Genomic DNA, 19,019 nt, shown 5'->3' on the forward strand with positions numbered 1-19,019 from the left:
CGAGCGGGCCTTAGGCCTTCATCGGCATGCAGCACATCATCATGCCGCCGCAGCACATCATCATCGGCATGCCCATCTTGTTCATGTTCATCATCTGCTGGCAGCAGGCCATGAACATGTCCTTCATGGACGCATCCATCGGCATCATCTCGCAGACCATGCCCTTGTCGGTCATTTTGCAGGAGACGGTGCACATCATCATCGGCATGGGTATCGGCATGCCGTTCATCATGCCGCCCATGTTCATCATCGGCATCATTCCGCCCATCATGGGCATGCTCATCGCTGCATTCGTCATGACAATCGCTCCGCGGGTCTCGATCTCGGGAAACGCGGTCGCCGCGTCTCGTCCCGGTCATCGCTAGAAGCCGCGCCGCGCCGCATCAATCGCTTTGTCGGTAAGGTTTTATCTTTCCTCCGTTCGGGACGACCGTCCCGCCGCGGAACCGGACGAGGCGTCCAATGAATTTGCCGAATGTCCAATATAACGGAAGCGGTCTCTCGCATGCCGTTTCGGAATGGGCGGTGCCGGTCGGTCTCGTCGCGCTTTGGGAGGTGCTGGCGCGCACAGGTTTTGTGGCGCCAAACGTGCTGCCGGCACCGTCCGCCGTAGCTCTTGCCGGATGGGAGGCGCTGCTCTCCGGCGAGCTTGCCGCCAATATGTGGATCTCGACACTGCGTGCGCTGAGCGGGCTTCTCGTCGGCGGGTTGATCGGATTCTTCTTCGGTCTTGCGAACGGCCTGTCGTCGCTGTCCTACCGCTACACCGACACGACGCTGCAGATGATCCGCAACGTGCCGCATCTGGCGCTCATCCCGCTCGTTATCCTGTGGTTCGGCATCGAGGAAGAAGCGAAACTTTTCCTCGTCGCGCTCGGCGTCTTCTTCCCGATCTACATCAACACGCTGCATGGCGTGCGCAGCGTCGATCCGCAGCTGATCGAAATGGGCCGCGCCTATGGCATGTCGCGCTGGGAGCTGGTGCGGCGCGTCATCCTGCCCGGCGCGCTGCCGTCGATCTTTGTGGGCCTGCGCTTTTCGCTCGGCATTATGTGGCTGACGCTGATCGTTGCCGAAACGATCTCATCGCAATCGGGCCTCGGCCATATGGCGATGGAAGCGCGCGAGTTTCTCCTCGTCGATATCGTCGTCCTCGCCATCATCATCTACGCGCTGCTCGGCAAGCTCGCGGACTACATCGCCCGCGTTCTCGAACGCGCATCTTTGCAATGGCATCCCTCTTTCCAGAATCGAGGCGCATCATGACAAGCATCGCGGCCCGCACGCTGATCGAGATCGAGGATGTTTCCGCGCCGGAGCCGCAGCGCGCGGCCGTGCCGGTGACGCTGCACGAGGTCGGCCGCAGCTTCGGCGACAAGCAGGTTCTGAGCGGGCTGAACCTGCACATCCCCGCCGGCCAGTTCGTCGCCGTTGTCGGAAAAAGCGGTTGCGGAAAATCGACGCTGCTGCGCCTTCTCGCCGGTCTCGACCGGCCGTCGCAGGGGCGGCTCAGCATTGGCGATGGCGCGGGACACGATGCGGCGCGCATCATGTTCCAGGAACCGCGCCTTCTGCCCTGGCAGCGCATTATCGGCAATGTCGAGACCGGCCTGCCGCATGTGCGCAACGGTGCGCGGCGCCGCGAACTTGCGGCAAGCCTTCTGTCCGAAGTCGGGCTTGCCGATCGCGCCGATGAATGGCCGTCCGTTCTGTCCGGCGGGCAGAAGCAGCGCGTCGCTCTGGCGCGCGCGCTTGTCAGCCGTCCGCGGCTTCTGGTGCTGGATGAACCGCTCGGTGCGCTCGACGCGCTGACGCGCATCGAAATGCAAAATCTGCTTGAGCGCATCTGGCTGGAGCAGCGCTTTACCGCGGTGCTCGTCACGCATGATGTGTCGGAGGCACTGGCGCTCGCCGATCGCGTGCTCCTGATCGATCACGGTGCGATCGCGCTCGACATCAACGTGGCGCTGCCGCGCCCGCGCCGCCGCGGCTCGGCAGAGCTCGCAAAGCTCGAAGGCAAGATTCTCGACCGCCTCTTCGGCGAGGAGAGCGTAAGTACAGAGCCGCGCCAGAAACGTCTTGCCGGCGAGCGCAAACTGGCCGCCTCGCAATAACAACATATCAAAAATGTTAGTTATTTTTATTTCTTGACTTGTTTTGTAGATAATAGAAAAGTGCATGGGCGGATCGTTCAATCCGCCGCGGTTTTGATGGGACAGCTTGCTCCGCGTCACCAAGGCTAAAGCGCCACGACGAGTTTCGTGGGTGCCCGGAACAGGAGTTGGCCGATGACCCGCAAGTGCTGTCGACGCTGACGCGCCGAACCCCAAACTGAAACCGCCCGCGGCAGAGCCGGGGCACATTCAAGGATCGACATCATGACCAATATCACACGCCGCGCGGCGCTGGCCGCGGCGGCAACCCTTGCACTCACCCTGAATTCGGGCGTGAGCTTCGCCGCCGACAAGACCGTCGTCATCGGCTATCAGACTTCGGTCGAGCCTTCGAAGGTCGCGCAGGCGTCCGGCGAATATGAAAAGGCGACGGGCTGGAAGATCGACTGGCGCAAATTCGACTCGGGCGCCGACGTCATCGCCGCGCTTGCTTCGGGCGATGTGCAGATCGGCTATGTGGGCTCGAGCCCGCTCGCCGCTGCCGCCAGCCGCGAAGTTCCGTTCCAGACGATCTTCATCGCCGGCCTGATCGGCGACTCGGAAGCGCTCGTCGTGTCCAACAAGTCCGGCATCAAGGAGCCGAAGGATCTCGCCGGCAAGAAGATCGCCGTGCCCTTCGTCTCGACGACGCATTACTCGCTGCTCGCGGCGCTGAAGCACTGGAACATCGATTCCAAGAGCGTTCAGATTCTCAACCTGCGTCCGCCGGAAATCGCGGCGGCCTGGGAGCGCGGCGATATCGACGGCGCCTATGTGTGGGATCCGGCGCTCGGCAAGGCGAAGGAAACCGGCTCCATCCTCGTTTCGTCGAAACAGGTCGGCGAATGGGGCGCGCCGACGTTTGACGCCTGGATCGCGCGCAACGATTTCATCGAAAAGAATTCGGATGTCGTGAAGCAGTTCGTGAAGGTCACCGGCAAAGCCTATGAAGCCTATGCCAAGGACCCGAGCGCCTGGGACGCGAAATCCAAGCAGGCGGCGGATATCGCCCGCCTCACCGGCGCTAAGGCTGAAGAGGTTCCCGCTCTTCTGACCGGCTACCACCTCCCGGGACTCACCGAACAGGCCTCTCCCGCGCTGCTGGGCGGCGGCACGGTAAAAGCCATCGCGGATGCGGCGGCCTTCCTCAAGGAGCAGGGAAAGGTTCCCTCCGTGCTCCCTGATTACTCGGCCTATGTGACGAAGCGTTTCGTCACCGAAGCGACCGCCTCGCGGTGATCCCCGACTGGGCCCGGCTCCTCACGGCCGGGCCCATTTTCTTATCAAGGCCCATTCTTCTCTAGGTAAGTACGATCATGAGCGCGATTGTCGAGCACATCTCAGATGACGGGCCGCCCGATGTGGCGCCCCTGCGTCTGCCGCGCCTCGAAGCTTTCCACATTTCCCTCGCCACGCTGTTCGCTCTCCTTCTGGCGTGGTGGGGCATCACGGCTGCCGGGCTTGTGAAGCCGCTCTTCCTTCCTGGCCCGGTAGCCGTGCTATCCCAATTCGTGACGGTGACGACCACCGGCTATGTCGATGCGACGCTCGTCCAGCATCTGATCGCAAGCCTCGGCCGCGTTTTTGCGGCGCTTGTTGCATCCGCGCTTATCGGCGTGCCGATCGGTTTTGCCATCGGCCTCAGCCGCATCGGCCGCGGTATTCTCGATCCGCTGCTCGAAATTCTTCGGCCCATTCCGCCGCTCGCTTATCTGCCGCTCGTCATCATCTGGTTCGGCATCGGCGAAGTGTCGAAGGTTCTGATCATCGGCATCGCCATGCTGGCGCCGATTGCGCTGTCGACCGCGTCCGGCGTCCGCGCCGTCTCGAGCGACTATATCGAAGCCGCGCGCCTGCTCGGCGCCAGCGAAACGCAGATCATCCGCCAGATCATTTTTCCGAGTGCTCTGCCGCAAATCCTCACCGGGGTGCGCATTGCGCTCGGCGCCGGCTGGTCGACGCTCGTTGCCGCCGAACTCGTCGCGGCGACACGCGGCCTCGGCTTCATGATCCAGTCCGCCGCGCAATTTCTCGTCACCGATGTCGTCATCATGGGAATTCTCGTGATCGCCGCCGTGGCGTTTCTGCTCGAAACCTTGGTGCGCATCGCCGAGCGCCTGCTCGTGCCCTGGCACGGAAAACTTTGAAAAGGGGGAAAGTCACATGATCGTTTCAAGGCGCATATTCGCGAACCTCGTCCTCGCAACCCTTGCGGCGACGATCGCAACTCCGGCTCCGGCGCAGGATAAGGTCGTGCGCATCGGCCATCAGAAGATCGGCGCTTTTGCGCTGCTGAAGCCGACCGGCCTTCTCGAAGAGCGGCTGAAGAAACTCGGCTACAGCGTGACCTGGACGGAATTTCCCGCCGGTCCGCAGCTTCTCGAGGCGGTCAATGTCGGCGCGGTTGATTTTGCCCATACGGGCGAAGCGCCGCCGGTCTTCGCGCAGGCGGCCGGTGCGCCCATCGTCTATATCGCCCATGAGCCGGCAGCTCCTGCCGCCGAGGCGATCCTTGTTCAGAAGGACAGCCCGATCAAAAGCGTCGCCGATCTGAAAGGCAAGAAGGTCGCGCTCAACAAAGGCTCGAACGTTCATTACCTCCTCGTGAAGGCGCTGGAGAAGGCCGGGCTTGCCTACAGCGATGTCGAAGTCGCGTATCTGCCGCCGGCCGACGGGCGCGCCGCGTTCGAGAAGGGCGCGGTCGATGCCTGGGTGATCTGGGAGCCCTTCCGCGCTGCCGCCGAAATCGCGACGGGCGCACGCACTCTCGCCGATGGCACGGGCCTCGTCTCCAACCACGAATTCCTGTTCACGACGAAATCTTTCGCGGCCAACAACCCGAAGGAAGTCGTCGATACGGTGCTCGCCGCATCGAAAGAGATTTATGCAAAGGCGCGCGCCGATGTGAAAGGCACGGCCGAAACCTATAGCCGTGCCGTCGGCATTCCGGCCGCCGCTTTTGAGGCGAGCCTCAAGCGCAAGAGCCTCGATATCGTGCCGATCAGCGACGAGATCCTCGCCCAGCAGCAGAAGATCGCCGACACCTTCCTCGAACTCGGGCTGATCCCGAAGGCGATCACCGTGTCGGACGCCGCGTACAAGCCGGCCTCGTAAAGGCCGTGAAGGAGAGCATATGACGATTACGAAGAGCGCGTCCGGCATCGAGCCGGCGCAGGCGGCGAAGGTTCTGTGGTTTCTGCCGACACATGGCGACGGGCATTATCTCGGTACGTCCGAAGGTGCCCGTCATGTCGATATCAACTATCTGAAGCAGATCGCGCAGGCGGCCGACACGCTCGGCTATTTCGGCGTTCTTCTGCCGACGGGGCGAAGCTGCGAGGATAGCTGGATCGTCGCGTCCGCGCTTGCGCTGCAGACGCAGAACCTGCGCTATCTCGTGGCGGTGCGTCCGGGACTGCTCTCGCCGGCGGTTGCGGCGCGCATGACGGCGACACTCGACCGCGCCTCGAACGGGCGTCTTCTGATCAATGTGGTGACGGGCGGCGATCCGGTCGAGAACAAAGGTGATGGTCTCTTTGCGCCGCATGCCGAGCGCTACGAGATCACGCGCGAATTCCTGCATGTTTATTCCGCCCTCTTGCGCGGCGAGACGGTGAACTATTCCGGCAAGCACATTCAGGTCGAAGACGGAAAGCTCCTCTTCCCGCCGCTGCAGGAGGGCGGGCCGCCGCTTTATTTCGGCGGATCATCGGGCCCCGCGCTTGATGTCGCCGCCGAGACGGTCGAAAAATATCTGACCTGGGGCGAGCCGCCGAAGGATGTCGCGGAAAAGCTCGCCGCAGCGGATGCGGCGGCAAAAGCCAAAGGCCGCACGTTCAGCTACGGAATCCGCCTTCACGTCATCGTGCGCGACACGAATGAAGAGGCCTGGGCTGCCGCCGACAAACTGATCAGCCATCTCGATCAGGAAACGATCGACGCCGCGCAGAAGATTTTTGCGCGCTATGATTCCGTCGGCCAGCAGCGCATGGCGAAGCTGCATGGCGGCCGCCGCGAAAATCTCGAAGTCAGTCCCAATCTCTGGGCCGGTGTCGGTCTTGTGCGCGGCGGAGCCGGAACGGCGCTTGTCGGCGATCCTGAGACCGTTGCGGCGCGGATCAAGGAGTACATGTCGCTCGGCATCGATACCTTCATCCTCTCCGGCTATCCGCATCTCGAAGAGGCCTACACGTTTGCGGAGAAGGTCTTCCCGCTGCTGCCGCTCGATCATGCGGCGCGCCCGCGGAACATAAGCGCAAAGACGGGAACGCTTGGAGAGATCGTCGCCAATTACCTACCGCCGGAGCGGCGCCAGGCGCAGTCCTAAATCTGTTTTCAGTCAATAGTTTAGCTTTTTATCGGCAGCTTTCGGCTGCGCGGGAGCTGCCGCGCAACCCTTTGGCGCTTGCGGAATCTGCATTATGAATTCAAATTCTGCCCATGAGCCGGCTGCGGGGCCGGGCGCACATGCAGAGGGCTGCGATGACCGCCTATAATGTCATGATCTTCGGGGCGTCCTACGGATCGCTCCTCGGTACCAAGCTGGCTATGGCCGGCCACAACGTCACGCTCGTTTGCCTCAAGAGCGAGGCCGATCTCATCAACACTGAAGGCACGCGCGTGCGCATGCCGGTGAAGGGTCCGCGCGGGCCGATGGAGATCGAAGTCCATTCGCGCAATCTTCCCGGCCGTATCCGTGCGACGACGACGGCAGAGGCCGATGTGAACGCTCACGATCTCGTTGGCCTTGCGATGCAGGAGCCGCAATATGGCTCGCCCGGCGTGCGAGAGCTGCTCGAAGCCGTCGCGGATTCGAAGAAGCCGTGCATGTCGATCATGAACATGCCGCCGCTGGCTTATCTGAAGCGCATTCCCAAACTCGGCGCAGATAAACTTCGGTATTGCTTCACCGATCCGAGCGTCTGGGACCGGTTCGATCCCGAACTCGTCACGCTCTGCAGCCCCGATCCGCAGGCGTTCCGTCCGCCGGAAGAAAAGTCCAATCTTCTGCAGGTCACGCTGCCGACGAATTTCAAGGCGGCGCGCTTCACCTCGCAGAAGCACACAGATCTGCTGAAGGTTCTGCAGAAAGACATCGAAGCCGTGCGTTTCGATAGCGGCGAGGGCCCGGTCGAAGTGCCGATCAAGCTGAAAGTGCATGAATCGATCTTCGTGCCGCTCGCCAAATGGGCGATGCTGCTTACCGGAAATTATCGCTGCGTCGAACTCGAATCCGTCCGCTCGATCCGCGATGCCGTGCACTCCAATCTCGCGGAATCGCGCGACGTCTATGAGTGGGTGCAGAAGGTCTGCATCGGGCTCGGCGCGTCGCCGGACGACATGGTGCCGTTTGAGAAATATGCGAATGCCGCAACGGGCCTTGTGAAGCCGTCGTCTGCGGCGCGTGCGCTCGCTGCCGGTGCGCCGAATATCGAGCGTGTCGATCTTCTCGTGCAGTCGTCGGCCGCAGCGCTCGGCCTCAGCCATCCCGTGGTCGATCGCACGGTCGCCTATGTCGATGCAAAGCTTGCGAGCAACCGCCGCCGCGCGGCCTAAAGAAAAGTAGTTTTGAGCAGGATCAAGGCCCCGCGATGAGCGGGGCCTTATTCGTTGACGTCATGTCGCTATGCGAAGGAGCGAGGCATGTCATCCGCGATTTCCGATCTTGCGCATCTGCGCCGTATCCGCCTTGAGCTGGCCCGCGAGAAGGGCAATCCTGAAGGCAATTCCGGCTATGGTTACGAAGTCATCGCCGCTCTCACACCGGACGGCCGCATTGATGCCGATCTTTGGAAGGAGCAGCGCGACCGTTTTCGCGTTCTGCGCTTCCGGCCAGACGGCGACAAGGATTTTGGCCATCTCGTGCGCCGCCCGGGCGGAAGCTGGGCGTTCCTCTACGACATCGCAGGCGATAGCGAGCTCGAGGCGGGCCATCATTTCGAAGACGAGCGTTTCGTCGTCGGAGAATATGTGGCGATACGCGAGGGAGACCGGCAGACGCATACCTATCGCGTCGTGTCGGTGGAGCGCCCGTGATGTCCGCGCCGTCAGGGGAGCGGATCGATGGGGATCCGTCCGGCGATAAAGGCCATGCCTGCTCGAAAAACTGCCCAGGCTGCAAGGAGCAGGAAGGGCAGGCACAAAAGGCCGAGGCCGAACTGCCAGCGCCAGTGATGGAACCCGTCATCGGGCGGGTAAGCCATAGCGAGCGACGGGTCGCCGGTTGCGGCAGCAATATTCATCAGTTCGATCATGGCGGGCTCCCCGGAAGCCCCGACCCTGCGATAAGACGCGCCGTCTGGCCTTGACGCACGTCAAAGACTTTTCAGCTGTCGCCTGAAAGCGCAGCTCCGCCGGCAATCGACATGCGGACGAGATCGGCGAGGTTCTTCGCCTGCATCTTCGTCATGACATGAGCGCGGTGAATTTCGACCGTCCGCGCACTGATGCCGAGCTCATGCCCGATCACCTTGTTGGGGTTGCCCTTCACAAGGCTGCGCATGACTTCCTGCTCGCGCTGGGAAAGGCGTCCATAGCGCTCAACGATGTCGTGGCGGCCATGTTCTTCCGGAGAACCCGTGTTCGCGAGCGCCTGGTTTACGGCGGCAAGAAGGCGCTCGTCGTCATAGGGCTTCTCGATGAAATCCGCTGCGCCCGCTTTCATCGCTTCGACCGCGAGCGGCACATCGCCGTGGCCGGTGATGATAACAACACACAGATCGGGCCGTTTCGTCTTGGCGCGGCGCAGAAGCTCGATACCCGACATGTCCGGCATCCGCACATCGGCGATCACGCAGCGGCATTGCGAAAACTCTTTGGAGTCGAGAAAGGCCGGGCCGGATTCGAACGAAGCCGGCCAGAAACCGGAGGTCGACAACAGAAAGCTCAACGATTTGCGTGCGGGCTCGTCATCGTCCACGACGCAGATCAGCTGGTCCACGGCCATGAATTATTCTCCCTCGGCAATCGGCAGCGTGAATTTGAAAGCGGTGCCTCCGCTGTCCGGGCTCTCGACCCAAATCTCGCCGCCCTGCGCTTCGATGATCGTACGGCAGACCGAAAGCCCCACACCCATGCCCTCCTTTTTGGTCGTGACGAAAGGCTGGAACAGGCGCTCGCGGATCTCGGGCGAAATTCCCGGGCCGGTATCCTCGATCCGCACGACCGCGAGGTCTTCCGAATGGCGGCTGCTGGCGATCAACAGCGATTTCTCGTCGCTGTCTTCCATCGCCTCGATGGCGTTGCGGACAAGATTGAGAACGACCTGCTGCACCTGGATGCGATCGACAAAGACATGATCGACATCGCGCGCAAGATCGAACCGGACGGACACGCGCGCCGCTTTGGCGCCGACAAGCGCCAGCGCGCTCGCTTCTTCGATGAGGCGGCTTAGCGGAACGATTTCGCGTTCGGCTTCGCCGCGCGTCACGAAGCTGCGCATGCGGCGGATGATTTCTCCGGCGCGCAGCGCCTGTTCGGCGGCAAGTTCAACCGGCTCGGCAAGTTCCAGCGCGGTGGGGTCGGTCTTGCCGCGCAGGATGTTGCGTATGCCCTTCTGATAATTGGTGATCGCCGACAGCGGCTGATTGAGTTCGTGGGCCAGCGTCGATGCCATTTCGCCCATGGCGGAAAGGCGCGAAATATGGATGAGCTCGGTCTGCAATTCCTGCAGCCGCGCTTCGGTCTCCTGCCGCTCGGTCAGATCGCGCACGAAGCCGGTGAAAAAGCGCCGGTCGGACCGGACTTCGCCGACGGCAAGTTCCATCGGGAAGGTCGTGCCGTCTTTCCGCGCGCCGACGACGATGCGCCCTTTGCCGATGATCCGTGCTTCGCCGGTGTCGAGATAGCGTTCGAGATAGCTGTCATGCTGGCTGCGATAGGGTTCGGGCATCAGCATCGAGACGTTCTTGCCGATGATCTCGTCCGGGTGCCATTGAAACAAGCGCTCCGCCGCGGCGCTGAAGGAGCGCACCAGGCCGCGATTGTCGATGACGACCATCGCATCGGGGATCGTATCGAGAATGGATTTGAGATGCGCCTCGCGGCCGCGCAGCACATTATTGGTGCGCGCGAGTTCCTGATTGCGGCGCAAAGCGCGCTCGCCCAGCAGCGAGATGATGGCGCCGTTGATGGCAAACGCCCCGGCATAGAGCAGGGGCGCGGTACTCAAATCGGTTTGCCACGCGCCGTAGATCCCGAGTGCCGCGCCGAGCGCGGTGATCGTAAGGCCGACAAACGCGCCGCCGAGGAGGGCGCCGACAACGACCGCCGGCGAAAGATAGAAATAGGCGGTGATCGAGTCCGCCGCCGGCTCGAAAATCAGGCGCGCGGCAAAGCCCGCCGCGAGCAGGGCCGCGGACAGAAGAAGGGGCTTGAGGGTGAGTTTGGTCTCGGAAGTGTCGTCTTCGAGCCGGTGTTCGGCCGTCATGTTCTATCCAATCGGGGCCACGGAACATGGCTCATCCGGACGGCCAATACGGTAAGGCCCTTAGCGTCAAACCTTATTTTGCGAGAGAGGGTTTCACAATATTCCGGTTCAGGCATCGAACCCGGAGGTTTCCATGATCAGCCTGACCGCCACGTCCCGTCCGCTCGCCGCAGGCGGGCCGCCCCCCGGGATCAAAATGGTGCATGCGGAGCTGCCCTTTGTCGGCTCGATCCCCGGAGAGATCGTCGAATTCGAAGCCGACAGCGAAATCCACATCGAAGGCGACAAGGCGGTTTATGCTTACCGGGTTCTTTCCGGTGCGGTGAGAACCTTCTCGCTCCTCGCCGATGGCCGCCGGCAGATCGAGTCCTTTCATTTCGCCGGCGATGTGTTCGGCATCGATATAGGCGATGTTTACCGCCTTTCGGCAGAGGCCTGCTGCGATACGCGCCTTCTCGTCATCAAGCGCGCCCAGATCGAGGCGGCCAGCCGCAAGGATTGCGGCGCGGCCCGCGAGCTCTGGTGCTGGACGGCGCAAGCGCTGGAGCGCGCGCGGGTGCAGATGCTGCTTCTCGGCCGCAAGAGCGCGCTTGAGAAGGTCGCGAGCTTCCTGGTCGATATGGCACGCGAGCGGCATGAGGACGGCGTTCTCGAACTGCCGATGTGCCGAACCGATATTGCCGATTATCTCGGCCTCACCATCGAAACCGTTTCGCGCAGCCTCAGCCATCTTGAGCGCGCGGGCGCCATTGCACTGCCGGCGACGCGCCGCATCGAGCTCCGCAACAAGCAAAAGCTCGGAGCGCTGGCGCTGCAGTCATGACGCGGATTCTCGTTCTTCAGGGGCATCCGGACACGCGGTCATCGCATCTTTGCCACCAGCTGGCGGAGGCTTATGCGAGCGCAGCGGAAGAGAACGGTCATCTCGTCCGCCGGATGGAGCTCGGCAAAACGGATATTCCGATTTTGCGTTCGCGTGCCGAATGGGAAAGCCGCAATGTTCCGATCGATATCGGACGCGCGCAGGAAAGCCTTGTCTGGGCCGATCATCTTCTGATCGTCTTTCCGCTCTGGCTCGGCGATATGCCGGCACTGGTGAAAGCCTTTTTCGAACAGGTGCTGCGCCCAGGCTTTGCCGTTTCGGGCGATGTTGGGTCAGGTTTCAAGCCGCTGCTCGCGGGACGGTCCGCCCGCATTGTTATGACGATGGGCATGCCAGCCTTTGTCTATAAATGGTATTTCGGCGCGCATTGCCTGAAATTGCTGCAGCGCAATATCCTGCGCTTTGTCGGCATCAAGGCCGACAAGACGACGCTTATCGGCAGCGTCGAAAAACTTACCGAGCGTCAGCGTCTTGAAAAGCTAAGTGAAATGCGCAGGCTCGGCGCCGCAGCCTGCTGATGTTCGCGCCGCGATAGATCGGCGCTCGCTCTTCACAACCGATCGTCACCGTAGTGACATGTTCGCGCGCTTCACTCTCGTTGAATCGTTGATTTATCCCCTGTGGGGCGCGTCGTCATTTCGACGTCACGCATTCCCGCTTGACTGCAGGCGGCGTCGATGCGGCGCCCGGATGCCCTCACGCGTCTCGTGCTCTTGGCATCCCGTACCGGGGGAGATTTCAAACATGTTCCGCAATACAGCTGCGGCCGCCATCGGCGCCGTATTGACACTGGTTTCGCTGCCGGCTCTCGCCGACAATTTCAAACTCGCGGTCACCGACGTCGAAGGCCTCGAGCGCCTTCAGACCGAATGGGGTCCGTTCAAGGCCGAACTCGAAAAGGCCACCGGCCACACCTTCGAGTTCTTCCCGGTCAACAACCGCACGGCGGCCGCCGAAGCTCTCCGCGCCAAGCGCGTCGACTTCGTCGTCACGGGCCCGGCCGAATATGTCGTGATCAACAAAGTCACACAGGCCAAGGCCCTGATCGGCCTGTCGCGTCCCGATTATTTCTGCGGCATCGTCGTCATGGCGAACTCGCCCTATACGAAACCGGCCGATCTCAAGGGCCAGAAATTCGGCATGGACGATATCGGCTCGACCTCGGGCCATCTTTGCCCCTCGCAGCTCCTGACCGATTTCGGCGTCAATCCGCTGAAGGATCTGTCGGGCATCACCCACACCTCGCGCGCCGTTGCGCATGAAGCCCTGAAGCGCGGCGACGTTGCCGCCATCGGCGTCAACTATACGAGCTGGCTGAAGAACCGCGGCAAGGACACGAGCGTTGCGCAGGGTTCGTTCCGCGTCATCGCCCGCTCGGGCGATCTGCCGAACGACGTTCTCCTCTACGGTGCGCATGTCGATCAGGCCAAGGCCGAAGCGATCCGCAAGGTCGTCATCGACAACAAGGCGAAGATCGCTGAATCGATCATCTCCGTCGGCGGCGAGAACGAGAAGTTCAAGGGCATGGATCTCGTTGCCATCGAAGACAAGAACTACGACCCGGTCCGCAAGATGTTCGCGGCCATCGGTCATCCGCAGTACTCCGAGTTCGTAGGCGAATGAGCCTCGCTTTCGCGCTCGACGAAAGCACTGCACCGGCGCTTAACGCGCCGGTGCAAGCTGCTGTCGAAATCCGGGTTCGCGCCCTCGCAGCCGGCTACCGCACGCGCGGTCCGGTGTTCTCCGATATCGGTTTCGATATCGCCCGCGGCGAACGTGTCGCGCTGGTCGGCTCCAATGGCGCCGGCAAATCCACGCTGCTGAAAACATTGATGGGCTTCGTCGCGCCGTTGGACGGATCCGTCGAAATATTCGGCGAAGAGATCAACGCCATGACGCCGTCAAAGCTGCGGGGTTTCCGCTCGAAGATCGGCTTTGTCGCGCAGAAGCACAATCTCGTCTCGCGGCTCTCGGTCCTTTCAAACGTTATTCACGGCACGCTCGGCGCGCGCTCCGGTCCGAGCCGCTGGGTGCAGGCTCTGGCGCCGCAGCAGGTGCGCGCCCGCGCACTCGCAGCGCTCGATCAAGTCGGGCTTGTCGATCTCGCCCTTCGCCGCGCCGATTGCCTCTCCGGCGGCCAGTCGCAGCGTGTTGCGATTGCGCGCGCGCTCGTCAACGAACCGCGGCTCATTCTGGCCGACGAGCCGGTCGCGAGCCTTGATCCCGCCGCCGGCGAAGACGTCATGCAGGTCTTCGAGGAAGTGACTCGGGCGGCCGGCGCAACGCTCGTCTTCACCACGCATAATCTCGATCATGCGACGCGCTATGCCGGCCGCGTACTCGGCCTTTGCAGCGGCGGCATGAAGATCGACAGCGCCGTCGATAAACTTCCGGAAGGAGGCCTTCGTGGTCTCTATAGCTGATACGGCGCGTCACGCGCTGCCGGGACGGTTCGAGCGCCCCTCGGCGCTCGCTTTTCTTCTCTATGCCCTCGGCATCGCGCTGATCGTGTGGGCCATCGACGGGTCGGGCTGGTCGATCGAAGAGCTCGGCAAGGGCATCCCGTCCTTGGCCGATTTCCTGTCGCGCTGCTGGCCGCCGAGCTTTGAGCGCATCGACTCGCTGTCGAAGGCCTTGATCGAAACCTTTCAGATGGCGGTCTCCGGCACGCTGACCGGCATCATCCTGGCGCTGCCTCTGTCGATTCTCGCCGCGCGCGGTCTCACGGGAAGCCGCATCTTCGGCTCGATCTCACGCGGATTGTTTGCGCTCTTCCGCACCGTTCCGGATCTCGTCTGGGCGCTGATCTTCGTCATCGCCGTCGGTCTCGGCCCGTTCGCCGGCACGCTGGCGATCGCCGTCGATACCGCAGGCTTTGCCGGACGCTTCTTTGCGGAGGCCATGGAGGACGTCGACAAAGGGCCGGCGGATTCACTCCGCGCCCAGGGCGTGCGGCGTTCGGATGCGATCTTCTGTTCGATCATTCCGGCGGCCATGCCGAGCTTCATCACAACAAGTCTGTTCGCGCTGGAAAAATCCGTCCGCTCCTCGGTCATTCTCGGCCTTGTCGGCGCCGGCGGCATCGGCCTCGAGCTGAAAGTCGCGACGGATATGTTCGACTATCAGACGGCGGCGACGATCATTCTTCTGATCTTCGCGCTCGTTCTCGTCGTCGAACAGGCAGGTTCTTTTGCGCGCAAGCGCGTCATTGAGGGTTAAGGGGGCTGACATGAAAACCGATACTGCACATCTTGCCTGGAATTCTCGCTGGGCTTCCGAGACCGGCCGCGCCGACTGGCTGACGCCGGATATGGATGTCGTTGAACTGTCCGAGGCTCTGCTCGCGGGCGGCAAGACCAAGCGCGCGCTCGATCTCGGCTGCGGCGTCGGCCGTCATGCGCTGCATTTCGCGCGTCTCGGTTTCGAGACCTATGCCATGGATATGGCGGAAGCCGGTGTGTCTGAAGTGCGCGCCTCGGCAGCCGATGCGGGCCTCAAGATCGTGACGGAAGTTGCGCCGATGACGGCGCTGCCCTTCCCGGACGGTCATTTCGATTATGTCCTGTCCTTCAACGTGATCTATCACGGCGATCTGCCGATCGTGCAGCAGGCGGTGTCGGAAATCCGCCGCGTGCTGAAGCCCGGCGGCATCTATCAGGGCACGATGCTGTCGAAGCGCCACCGCGCCTATGGCGTCGGCACCGAGGTTGCGCCGAACACCTTCGTCGTTGATGATGACGAAGACCGGGGCCACCCGCACTTTTATTGCAATGCGGCCGAGCTCGTATCCTTGTTCGAAGGCTTCGAACTGAAATCGCTCGTCGACAAGTCGCACGAGAAGCCGAACACCTGGCACTGGCATCTGAGCGCGGAAAGGCTCTGAATATGGCGCTGATCGAGGTCAATCAGGGACAACCGGAATCCCCTTGGTATAACGCCGAAGGGCTCTCCGAAGTACCGACCATCCATCCTTCGGCCGTCGTGCTACGCACGCGCGTCGGTCCCTGGACCTCGATCGCCCGCGCCAACGAAATATCCGACTCGGATTTTCTGGATTGGTCCTATACGTCCGCGCATGTGATGATCTTCAATGCCGAGATCGGCAAGTTCTGCAACATCGCTGCCCAGGTCCGCATCAATCCGACCAATCATCCGATGTGGCGCGCGACGCTTCATCACTTCACCTATAGGGCGAAGTGCCACCATATGGGTGAGGACGACAAAGAGATTTTCGACTGGCGGATGAAGAACCGCGTCAAGATCGGTCCGGATGTGTGGATCGGCCATGGCGCAATCATCATGCCGGGCGTCAATATCGGCACCGGTGCCGTCATCGGCTCCGGTTCGGTCGTGACCAAGGATGTGCCGAATTATTCCATCGTTGTCGGCTCGCCTGCGCGCGTCATCAAACGGCGCGCCGATCAAGCGACGGAAGAAGCGCTGCTGCGCATCAAATGGTGGGATTGGAGCCATGCGCAGCTGACAGCGGCGCTGGACGATTTCCGCAAGCTCGACATTGCCGAGTTCGCTAAGGCCTATGACCGCATGCCGGCGGAACTGCGAAGCGCGTGATCTCGCGCAAAAACTAATCAGCGCTCCACCACCAGTTCGACGCGGTCCGCCACAAAGCGCGACAGCGTCGACTGAATCGGCTTGCCGTCCATGTCGACATTGATGGCATTGATGATCAGCAGCGTGCGTCCCGGCGCGATATCGAGCATCTGTGCTTCGTCCGCCGCGGCGGGCCGCGCCGTGATGCGCGTCGACAGGCGTTTGTAATCGTCGAGGCCGAATTTCTTGTAGGCCTTGGTCAGCGACCCCTTGGTCGCGAAAATCTGCTCGAGGCCGAGAAAGCGCGGCAGTGGAAGGAAGGTTCGTGCCAGAGAGAGCGGCACGCCATCGGCGCGGTTGACCGTCAGCATGTCGAGAACCGGCGCGCCGGGCTTGATCTTCAGCGCTTCGGCGGTTGCCGCATCGGCATTGCCGTGTTCGGCGGAGACGAGTTCGCCGCGCGCTTCCTTGCCGGCTTTGGCCATGACCTCCGAAAAACGTGTCTTCAGCCCGATGGGATAGGCGAGGGGCCTGGCCTCGACAAACGTGCCGCTGCCTTGCGTTGCGCGGACAAGGCCGCGCTCGGCGAGATCGGCCAGCCCGCGCCGCACAGTGTGGCGGTTGACGCCGAAGCGTTCGGCAAGCTGCGCCTCCGGCGCGATGCGGTCGCCGGGCGAAATCCGGCCTGCGGCAATGTCGGCTTCGATCGAGTCGGCGACCTGCTTCCAGGCGGCCAATCCGCTCGCGCGCGAGAAAACCTTGCTTTCTGAGGCGGTCATAGCGTCATCAAAACTTCATTGGACTCGTCTGGCTAGTTGTCTAATAAAGTAGACAAACTTGGACAACAGCCAGATGACAGCTTTGACCGGGATTCAGCAGCAGCGGCAGGCCGCTATGGGTGTTTATGCCCGGGCGACCACAGAGGAACTTGACGCCGCCCTCGAGCGAATCGGCCGCCCGGCCGGGGCCGAAGATATGCGCCCGCCGGAGCTTGGCCTCGTGATGGCCCGCGGCCGCATGGGTGGCACGGGCGCTCCCTTCAATGCCGGCGAAGTCAGTGTCACCCGCGCCGCTGTGCGGCTTTCCAGCGGGGAGGTCGGCGTTGCCTATCAGCTCGGCCGCGACCGGACGAAGGCGCGCGTTGCGGCGACGCTCGATGCGCTCTGGCAGACCGACAAACGCAGCGAAGTGGAGGCCGCGCTCGATCCGATCCGCGCCCGCATCGCCGAACAGATTCAACTCAAGGAGCGGCGCGTCGCCGCCACCAAAGTCGATTTCTTCACGCTTGTGCGGGGGGAGGATTGATGACCGTCCACGCCTTCACCGATCCGGTTTTCGATGCGCAGCGGGTTTTCCGCGCTGCCATGAACGCTCTGGCGCGTCCCGGCACGCTGCAGCCTTTGGATGCCGATCTTCGTCCGCCGCAGCATCTGCCGAAAGAGCTCGCAGCGCTCGCTGGCTTGCCGACACGAAACGCCGGTCTGCTCGATGCGGCGCTCGCAGGCTCCCATGAGGTTCTGGATTATCTGCGCTTCCACACCGGCGCGCCGATCGTCACGCGCCCGGGTGATGCGAGCTTTGCGCTGATCTCCGATCCCGCGCTCTGCCCCTCGCTGACGAGCTTCACTCTCGGCACACCCGATTATCCGGACCGTTCGACAACACTTCTCATACAGGCCGACACACTCCGGTCGTCTCACACGCTTACGCTGAAAGGGCCGGGAATCTCCGGCAGTGCGGCTCTGCGGGCCGAGCCCTTGCCGCCCGGTTTTGTGCGCGAATGGGCGGCGAACCGCGCGCTTTTCCCGCGCGGCGTCGACATCCTCATCGCCGCCGAAGGCTGGCTTGCCGGTCTGCCGCGCTCGACCGAAATGAATGAGGCCTGAGCGATGTATGTAGCGGTCAAAGGCGGCGAAGCGGCGATCGATAACGCTCACCGTCTGCTCGATTTTGAGCGGCGCGGCGATATCTCCGTGCCCGATCTTTCGGTTGCGCAGATCCGCGAGCAGATGACGCTGCTCGTCGATCGCGTCATGACGGAAGGCTCGCTCTACGATCCCGATCTTGCAGCGCTCGCTTTGAAGCAGGCGCGCGGCGATATCATCGAAGCGGTCTTTCTTGTCCGCGCTTTCCGCACGACGCTGCCGCGCTTCGGCTACTCCGAGCCGCTCGACACCGATGCCATGCAGGCGATCCGCCGCATTTCGGCGATCTACAAGGATCTGCCGGGCGGCCAGGTGCTCGGACCAACGTTTGACTACACCCATCGCCTGATTGATTTCACGCTCGCGGCCGGGGGCGAGGCGCCAGCACCGCGCGAAGGCACATCCGAACTCGATGCCATGCCGCATGTGACAGGTCTTCTCGATCAGGAAGGTCTGATCGAGTGTGAGCCGCATGTGGACGAGAACGCGCCTGTCGGCGATCTGACGCGCGATCCGTTGAATTTTCCGGCAAACCGCGATCTTCGGCTGCAGGCACTGGCGCGCGGCGATGAAGGTTTCATTCTCGCGCTCGGCTATTCGACGCAGCGCGGTTTCGGACGCACCCATCCCTTCACCGGCGAAATCCGCGTCGGCGATGTCGAAATCGAATATGTGCCGGAAGAGCTCGGCTTTGCCGTGCCACTGGGCGATGTCGTTCTCACCGAATGCGAGATGATCAACCAGTTCAAAGGCTCGGCCTCGGCGCCGCCGCAGTTCACGCGCGGCTACGGCCTCGCCTTCGGCCGCGGCGAGCGCAAGGCCATGGCCATGGCGCTGGTCGATCGCGCGCTGCGCACCCGCGAATTCGGGGAGGATGTGAAAGCGCCGGCACAGGACGAGGAATTTGTGCTCGCCCATTGCGACAATCTGCAATCGACCGGCTTCGTCGAACATCTGAAACTGCCGCATTACGTGGACTTCCAGGCCGAGCTCGGCCTCGTGCGGAAAATGCGCGCCGAGCATGCGGCGCGGCAGACCGAGCAGGATGAAGAAGCGCTGGAGGCCGCGGAATGAACGAG

The 19,019-nt window shown here is 62.4% G+C and carries 23 protein-coding genes; 19 read left to right on the forward strand and 4 right to left on the reverse strand.

Annotated elements, in window-relative coordinates:
• Window positions 1-26: 26 nt before the first annotated feature.
• The 9 genes from IZ6_RS02010 (at window position 27) to IZ6_RS02050 (ending at window position 8,189) form a co-directional block, all read left to right on the forward strand.
• Window positions 27-365 carry a hypothetical protein gene (locus tag IZ6_RS02010; protein WP_222876361.1) on the forward strand — a complete coding sequence of 113 codons (339 nt, stop codon included), beginning with the start codon at window positions 27-29 and terminating at the stop codon, window positions 363-365.
• Window positions 366-462: 97 nt separating this feature from the next.
• Window positions 463-1,266 (forward strand): ABC transporter permease subunit, encoded by an 804-nt coding sequence (locus tag IZ6_RS02015; protein ID WP_222876362.1) that lies wholly within the window; start codon window positions 463-465, stop codon window positions 1,264-1,266.
• Complete coding sequence (locus IZ6_RS02020; protein ID WP_222876363.1) at window positions 1,263-2,114, forward strand: ATP-binding cassette domain-containing protein; 852 nt, start codon at window positions 1,263-1,265, stop codon at window positions 2,112-2,114. The genes IZ6_RS02015 and IZ6_RS02020 overlap by 4 nt, the downstream gene beginning before the upstream one ends.
• A 264-nt stretch (window positions 2,115-2,378) precedes the next feature.
• On the forward strand, window positions 2,379-3,392 hold the full coding sequence (tauA, locus tag IZ6_RS02025) for a taurine ABC transporter substrate-binding protein (protein WP_222876364.1): 1,014 nt from the start codon (window positions 2,379-2,381) through the stop codon (window positions 3,390-3,392).
• A 77-nt stretch (window positions 3,393-3,469) separates the two neighbouring features.
• The gene (locus IZ6_RS02030) at window positions 3,470-4,300 is read left to right on the forward strand and encodes an ABC transporter permease subunit (protein ID WP_222876365.1); all 831 of its coding nucleotides are present in this window, start codon (window positions 3,470-3,472) and stop codon (window positions 4,298-4,300) included.
• A gap of 16 nt (window positions 4,301-4,316) precedes the next feature.
• A complete protein-coding gene (locus IZ6_RS02035; RefSeq protein ID WP_222876366.1) occupies window positions 4,317-5,267 on the forward strand; it encodes an aliphatic sulfonate ABC transporter substrate-binding protein in 951 nt (316 codons plus the stop codon).
• 19 nt (window positions 5,268-5,286) lie between these two features.
• The gene (ssuD, locus tag IZ6_RS02040; protein WP_222876367.1) at window positions 5,287-6,480 is read left to right on the forward strand and encodes an FMNH2-dependent alkanesulfonate monooxygenase; all 1,194 of its coding nucleotides are present in this window, start codon (window positions 5,287-5,289) and stop codon (window positions 6,478-6,480) included.
• 155 nt (window positions 6,481-6,635) lie between these two features.
• Window positions 6,636-7,709 (forward strand): ketopantoate reductase family protein, encoded by a 1,074-nt coding sequence (locus IZ6_RS02045; RefSeq protein WP_222876368.1) that lies wholly within the window; start codon window positions 6,636-6,638, stop codon window positions 7,707-7,709.
• Between the two features lie 87 nt (window positions 7,710-7,796).
• The gene (locus IZ6_RS02050; protein WP_222876369.1) at window positions 7,797-8,189 is read left to right on the forward strand and encodes a hypothetical protein; all 393 of its coding nucleotides are present in this window, start codon (window positions 7,797-7,799) and stop codon (window positions 8,187-8,189) included.
• A gap of 11 nt (window positions 8,190-8,200) precedes the next feature.
• Here IZ6_RS02050 and IZ6_RS02055 read toward each other — a convergent pair whose 3' ends face one another.
• The 3 genes from IZ6_RS02055 to IZ6_RS02065 form a co-directional block, all read right to left on the reverse strand.
• Complete coding sequence (locus tag IZ6_RS02055) at window positions 8,201-8,407, reverse strand: hypothetical protein (RefSeq protein WP_222876370.1); 207 nt, start codon at window positions 8,405-8,407, stop codon at window positions 8,201-8,203.
• Window positions 8,408-8,478: 71 nt separating this feature from the next.
• Window positions 8,479-9,099 (reverse strand): response regulator FixJ, encoded by a 621-nt coding sequence (gene fixJ / locus IZ6_RS02060; protein WP_222876371.1) that lies wholly within the window; start codon window positions 9,097-9,099, stop codon window positions 8,479-8,481.
• A 3-nt stretch (window positions 9,100-9,102) separates the two neighbouring features.
• Entirely contained in the window at window positions 9,103-10,581 is a 1,479-nt protein-coding gene (locus IZ6_RS02065; protein WP_222876372.1) for a PAS domain-containing sensor histidine kinase, read from the reverse strand.
• A gap of 133 nt (window positions 10,582-10,714) precedes the next feature.
• Here IZ6_RS02065 and IZ6_RS02070 point away from each other — a divergent pair, with 133 nt between their 5' ends.
• From IZ6_RS02070 to IZ6_RS02100, 7 genes are all read left to right on the forward strand, one after another.
• Window positions 10,715-11,404: a helix-turn-helix domain-containing protein gene (locus tag IZ6_RS02070; RefSeq protein WP_222876373.1), complete on the forward strand. Its 690-nt coding sequence runs from the start codon at window positions 10,715-10,717 to the stop codon at window positions 11,402-11,404.
• A complete protein-coding gene (locus tag IZ6_RS02075) occupies window positions 11,401-11,982 on the forward strand; it encodes an NAD(P)H-dependent oxidoreductase (protein ID WP_222876374.1) in 582 nt (193 codons plus the stop codon). Before IZ6_RS02070 ends, IZ6_RS02075 begins: the two co-directional genes overlap by 4 nt.
• Before the next feature lie 226 nt (window positions 11,983-12,208).
• Window positions 12,209-13,087, forward strand: a complete 879-nt coding sequence (locus tag IZ6_RS02080) for a phosphate/phosphite/phosphonate ABC transporter substrate-binding protein (RefSeq protein ID WP_222876375.1) — start codon at window positions 12,209-12,211, stop codon at window positions 13,085-13,087.
• Window positions 13,084-13,887 carry a phosphonate ABC transporter ATP-binding protein gene (locus tag IZ6_RS02085; RefSeq protein WP_222876376.1) on the forward strand — a complete coding sequence of 268 codons (804 nt, stop codon included), beginning with the start codon at window positions 13,084-13,086 and terminating at the stop codon, window positions 13,885-13,887. The genes IZ6_RS02080 and IZ6_RS02085 overlap by 4 nt, the downstream gene beginning before the upstream one ends.
• Window positions 13,871-14,683, forward strand: a complete 813-nt coding sequence (phnE, locus tag IZ6_RS02090; RefSeq protein WP_225873972.1) for a phosphonate ABC transporter, permease protein PhnE — start codon at window positions 13,871-13,873, stop codon at window positions 14,681-14,683. Before IZ6_RS02085 ends, phnE begins: the two co-directional genes overlap by 17 nt.
• 10 nt (window positions 14,684-14,693) lie before the next feature.
• The gene (locus IZ6_RS02095; RefSeq protein ID WP_222876377.1) at window positions 14,694-15,347 is read left to right on the forward strand and encodes a class I SAM-dependent methyltransferase; all 654 of its coding nucleotides are present in this window, start codon (window positions 14,694-14,696) and stop codon (window positions 15,345-15,347) included.
• A 2-nt stretch (window positions 15,348-15,349) separates the two neighbouring features.
• The gene (locus IZ6_RS02100; RefSeq protein ID WP_222876378.1) at window positions 15,350-16,036 is read left to right on the forward strand and encodes a DapH/DapD/GlmU-related protein; all 687 of its coding nucleotides are present in this window, start codon (window positions 15,350-15,352) and stop codon (window positions 16,034-16,036) included.
• Window positions 16,037-16,053: 17 nt separating this feature from the next.
• Here IZ6_RS02100 and phnF read toward each other — a convergent pair whose 3' ends face one another.
• Entirely contained in the window at window positions 16,054-16,794 is a 741-nt protein-coding gene (gene phnF / locus IZ6_RS02105; protein WP_222876379.1) for a phosphonate metabolism transcriptional regulator PhnF, read from the reverse strand.
• 73 nt (window positions 16,795-16,867) lie between these two features.
• Here phnF and phnG point away from each other — a divergent pair, with 73 nt between their 5' ends.
• Genes phnG through IZ6_RS02120 form a run of 3 tightly spaced genes read left to right on the forward strand, consistent with a single transcriptional unit; the run spans window position 16,868 to window position 19,014 of the window.
• Window positions 16,868-17,320, forward strand: coding sequence for a phosphonate C-P lyase system protein PhnG (gene phnG / locus IZ6_RS02110; protein ID WP_222876380.1), 453 nt, complete (start codon window positions 16,868-16,870; stop codon window positions 17,318-17,320).
• Complete coding sequence (phnH, locus tag IZ6_RS02115) at window positions 17,320-17,901, forward strand: phosphonate C-P lyase system protein PhnH (protein ID WP_222876381.1); 582 nt, start codon at window positions 17,320-17,322, stop codon at window positions 17,899-17,901. Before phnG ends, phnH begins: the two co-directional genes overlap by 1 nt.
• 3 nt (window positions 17,902-17,904) lie before the next feature.
• Window positions 17,905-19,014 (forward strand): carbon-phosphorus lyase complex subunit, encoded by a 1,110-nt coding sequence (locus tag IZ6_RS02120; protein ID WP_222876382.1) that lies wholly within the window; start codon window positions 17,905-17,907, stop codon window positions 19,012-19,014.
• The last annotated feature ends 5 nt before the right edge of the window (window positions 19,015-19,019 follow it).

This window comes from Terrihabitans soli, from assembly GCF_014191545.1.
Classification (GTDB): Bacteria; Pseudomonadota; Alphaproteobacteria; order Rhizobiales; family Methylopilaceae; genus Flaviflagellibacter; species Flaviflagellibacter soli.

Coding starts and splice junctions, on each gene's coding strand:
- IZ6_RS02010 (WP_222876361.1), top strand. CDS start 27: ATGCAGCACATCATCATGCCGCCGCAGCACATCATCATCGGCATGCCC.
- IZ6_RS02015 (WP_222876362.1), top strand. CDS start 463: ATGAATTTGCCGAATGTCCAATATAACGGAAGCGGTCTCTCGCATGCC.
- IZ6_RS02095 (WP_222876377.1), top strand. CDS start 14,694: ATGAAAACCGATACTGCACATCTTGCCTGGAATTCTCGCTGGGCTTCC.
- IZ6_RS02085 (WP_222876376.1), top strand. CDS start 13,084: ATGAGCCTCGCTTTCGCGCTCGACGAAAGCACTGCACCGGCGCTTAAC.
- IZ6_RS02050 (WP_222876369.1), top strand. CDS start 7,797: ATGTCATCCGCGATTTCCGATCTTGCGCATCTGCGCCGTATCCGCCTT.
- IZ6_RS02075 (WP_222876374.1), top strand. CDS start 11,401: ATGACGCGGATTCTCGTTCTTCAGGGGCATCCGGACACGCGGTCATCG.
- IZ6_RS02030 (WP_222876365.1), top strand. CDS start 3,470: ATGAGCGCGATTGTCGAGCACATCTCAGATGACGGGCCGCCCGATGTG.
- fixJ (WP_222876371.1), bottom strand. CDS start 9,099: ATGGCCGTGGACCAGCTGATCTGCGTCGTGGACGATGACGAGCCCGCA.
- IZ6_RS02070 (WP_222876373.1), top strand. CDS start 10,715: ATGATCAGCCTGACCGCCACGTCCCGTCCGCTCGCCGCAGGCGGGCCG.
- phnG (WP_222876380.1), top strand. CDS start 16,868: ATGACAGCTTTGACCGGGATTCAGCAGCAGCGGCAGGCCGCTATGGGT.
- IZ6_RS02020 (WP_222876363.1), top strand. CDS start 1,263: ATGACAAGCATCGCGGCCCGCACGCTGATCGAGATCGAGGATGTTTCC.
- IZ6_RS02055 (WP_222876370.1), bottom strand. CDS start 8,407: ATGATCGAACTGATGAATATTGCTGCCGCAACCGGCGACCCGTCGCTC.
- phnF (WP_222876379.1), bottom strand. CDS start 16,794: ATGACCGCCTCAGAAAGCAAGGTTTTCTCGCGCGCGAGCGGATTGGCC.
- IZ6_RS02080 (WP_222876375.1), top strand. CDS start 12,209: ATGTTCCGCAATACAGCTGCGGCCGCCATCGGCGCCGTATTGACACTG.
- IZ6_RS02035 (WP_222876366.1), top strand. CDS start 4,317: ATGATCGTTTCAAGGCGCATATTCGCGAACCTCGTCCTCGCAACCCTT.
- IZ6_RS02045 (WP_222876368.1), top strand. CDS start 6,636: ATGACCGCCTATAATGTCATGATCTTCGGGGCGTCCTACGGATCGCTC.
- phnH (WP_222876381.1), top strand. CDS start 17,320: ATGACCGTCCACGCCTTCACCGATCCGGTTTTCGATGCGCAGCGGGTT.
- IZ6_RS02120 (WP_222876382.1), top strand. CDS start 17,905: ATGTATGTAGCGGTCAAAGGCGGCGAAGCGGCGATCGATAACGCTCAC.
- ssuD (WP_222876367.1), top strand. CDS start 5,287: ATGACGATTACGAAGAGCGCGTCCGGCATCGAGCCGGCGCAGGCGGCG.
- tauA (WP_222876364.1), top strand. CDS start 2,379: ATGACCAATATCACACGCCGCGCGGCGCTGGCCGCGGCGGCAACCCTT.
- IZ6_RS02065 (WP_222876372.1), bottom strand. CDS start 10,581: ATGACGGCCGAACACCGGCTCGAAGACGACACTTCCGAGACCAAACTC.
- IZ6_RS02100 (WP_222876378.1), top strand. CDS start 15,350: ATGGCGCTGATCGAGGTCAATCAGGGACAACCGGAATCCCCTTGGTAT.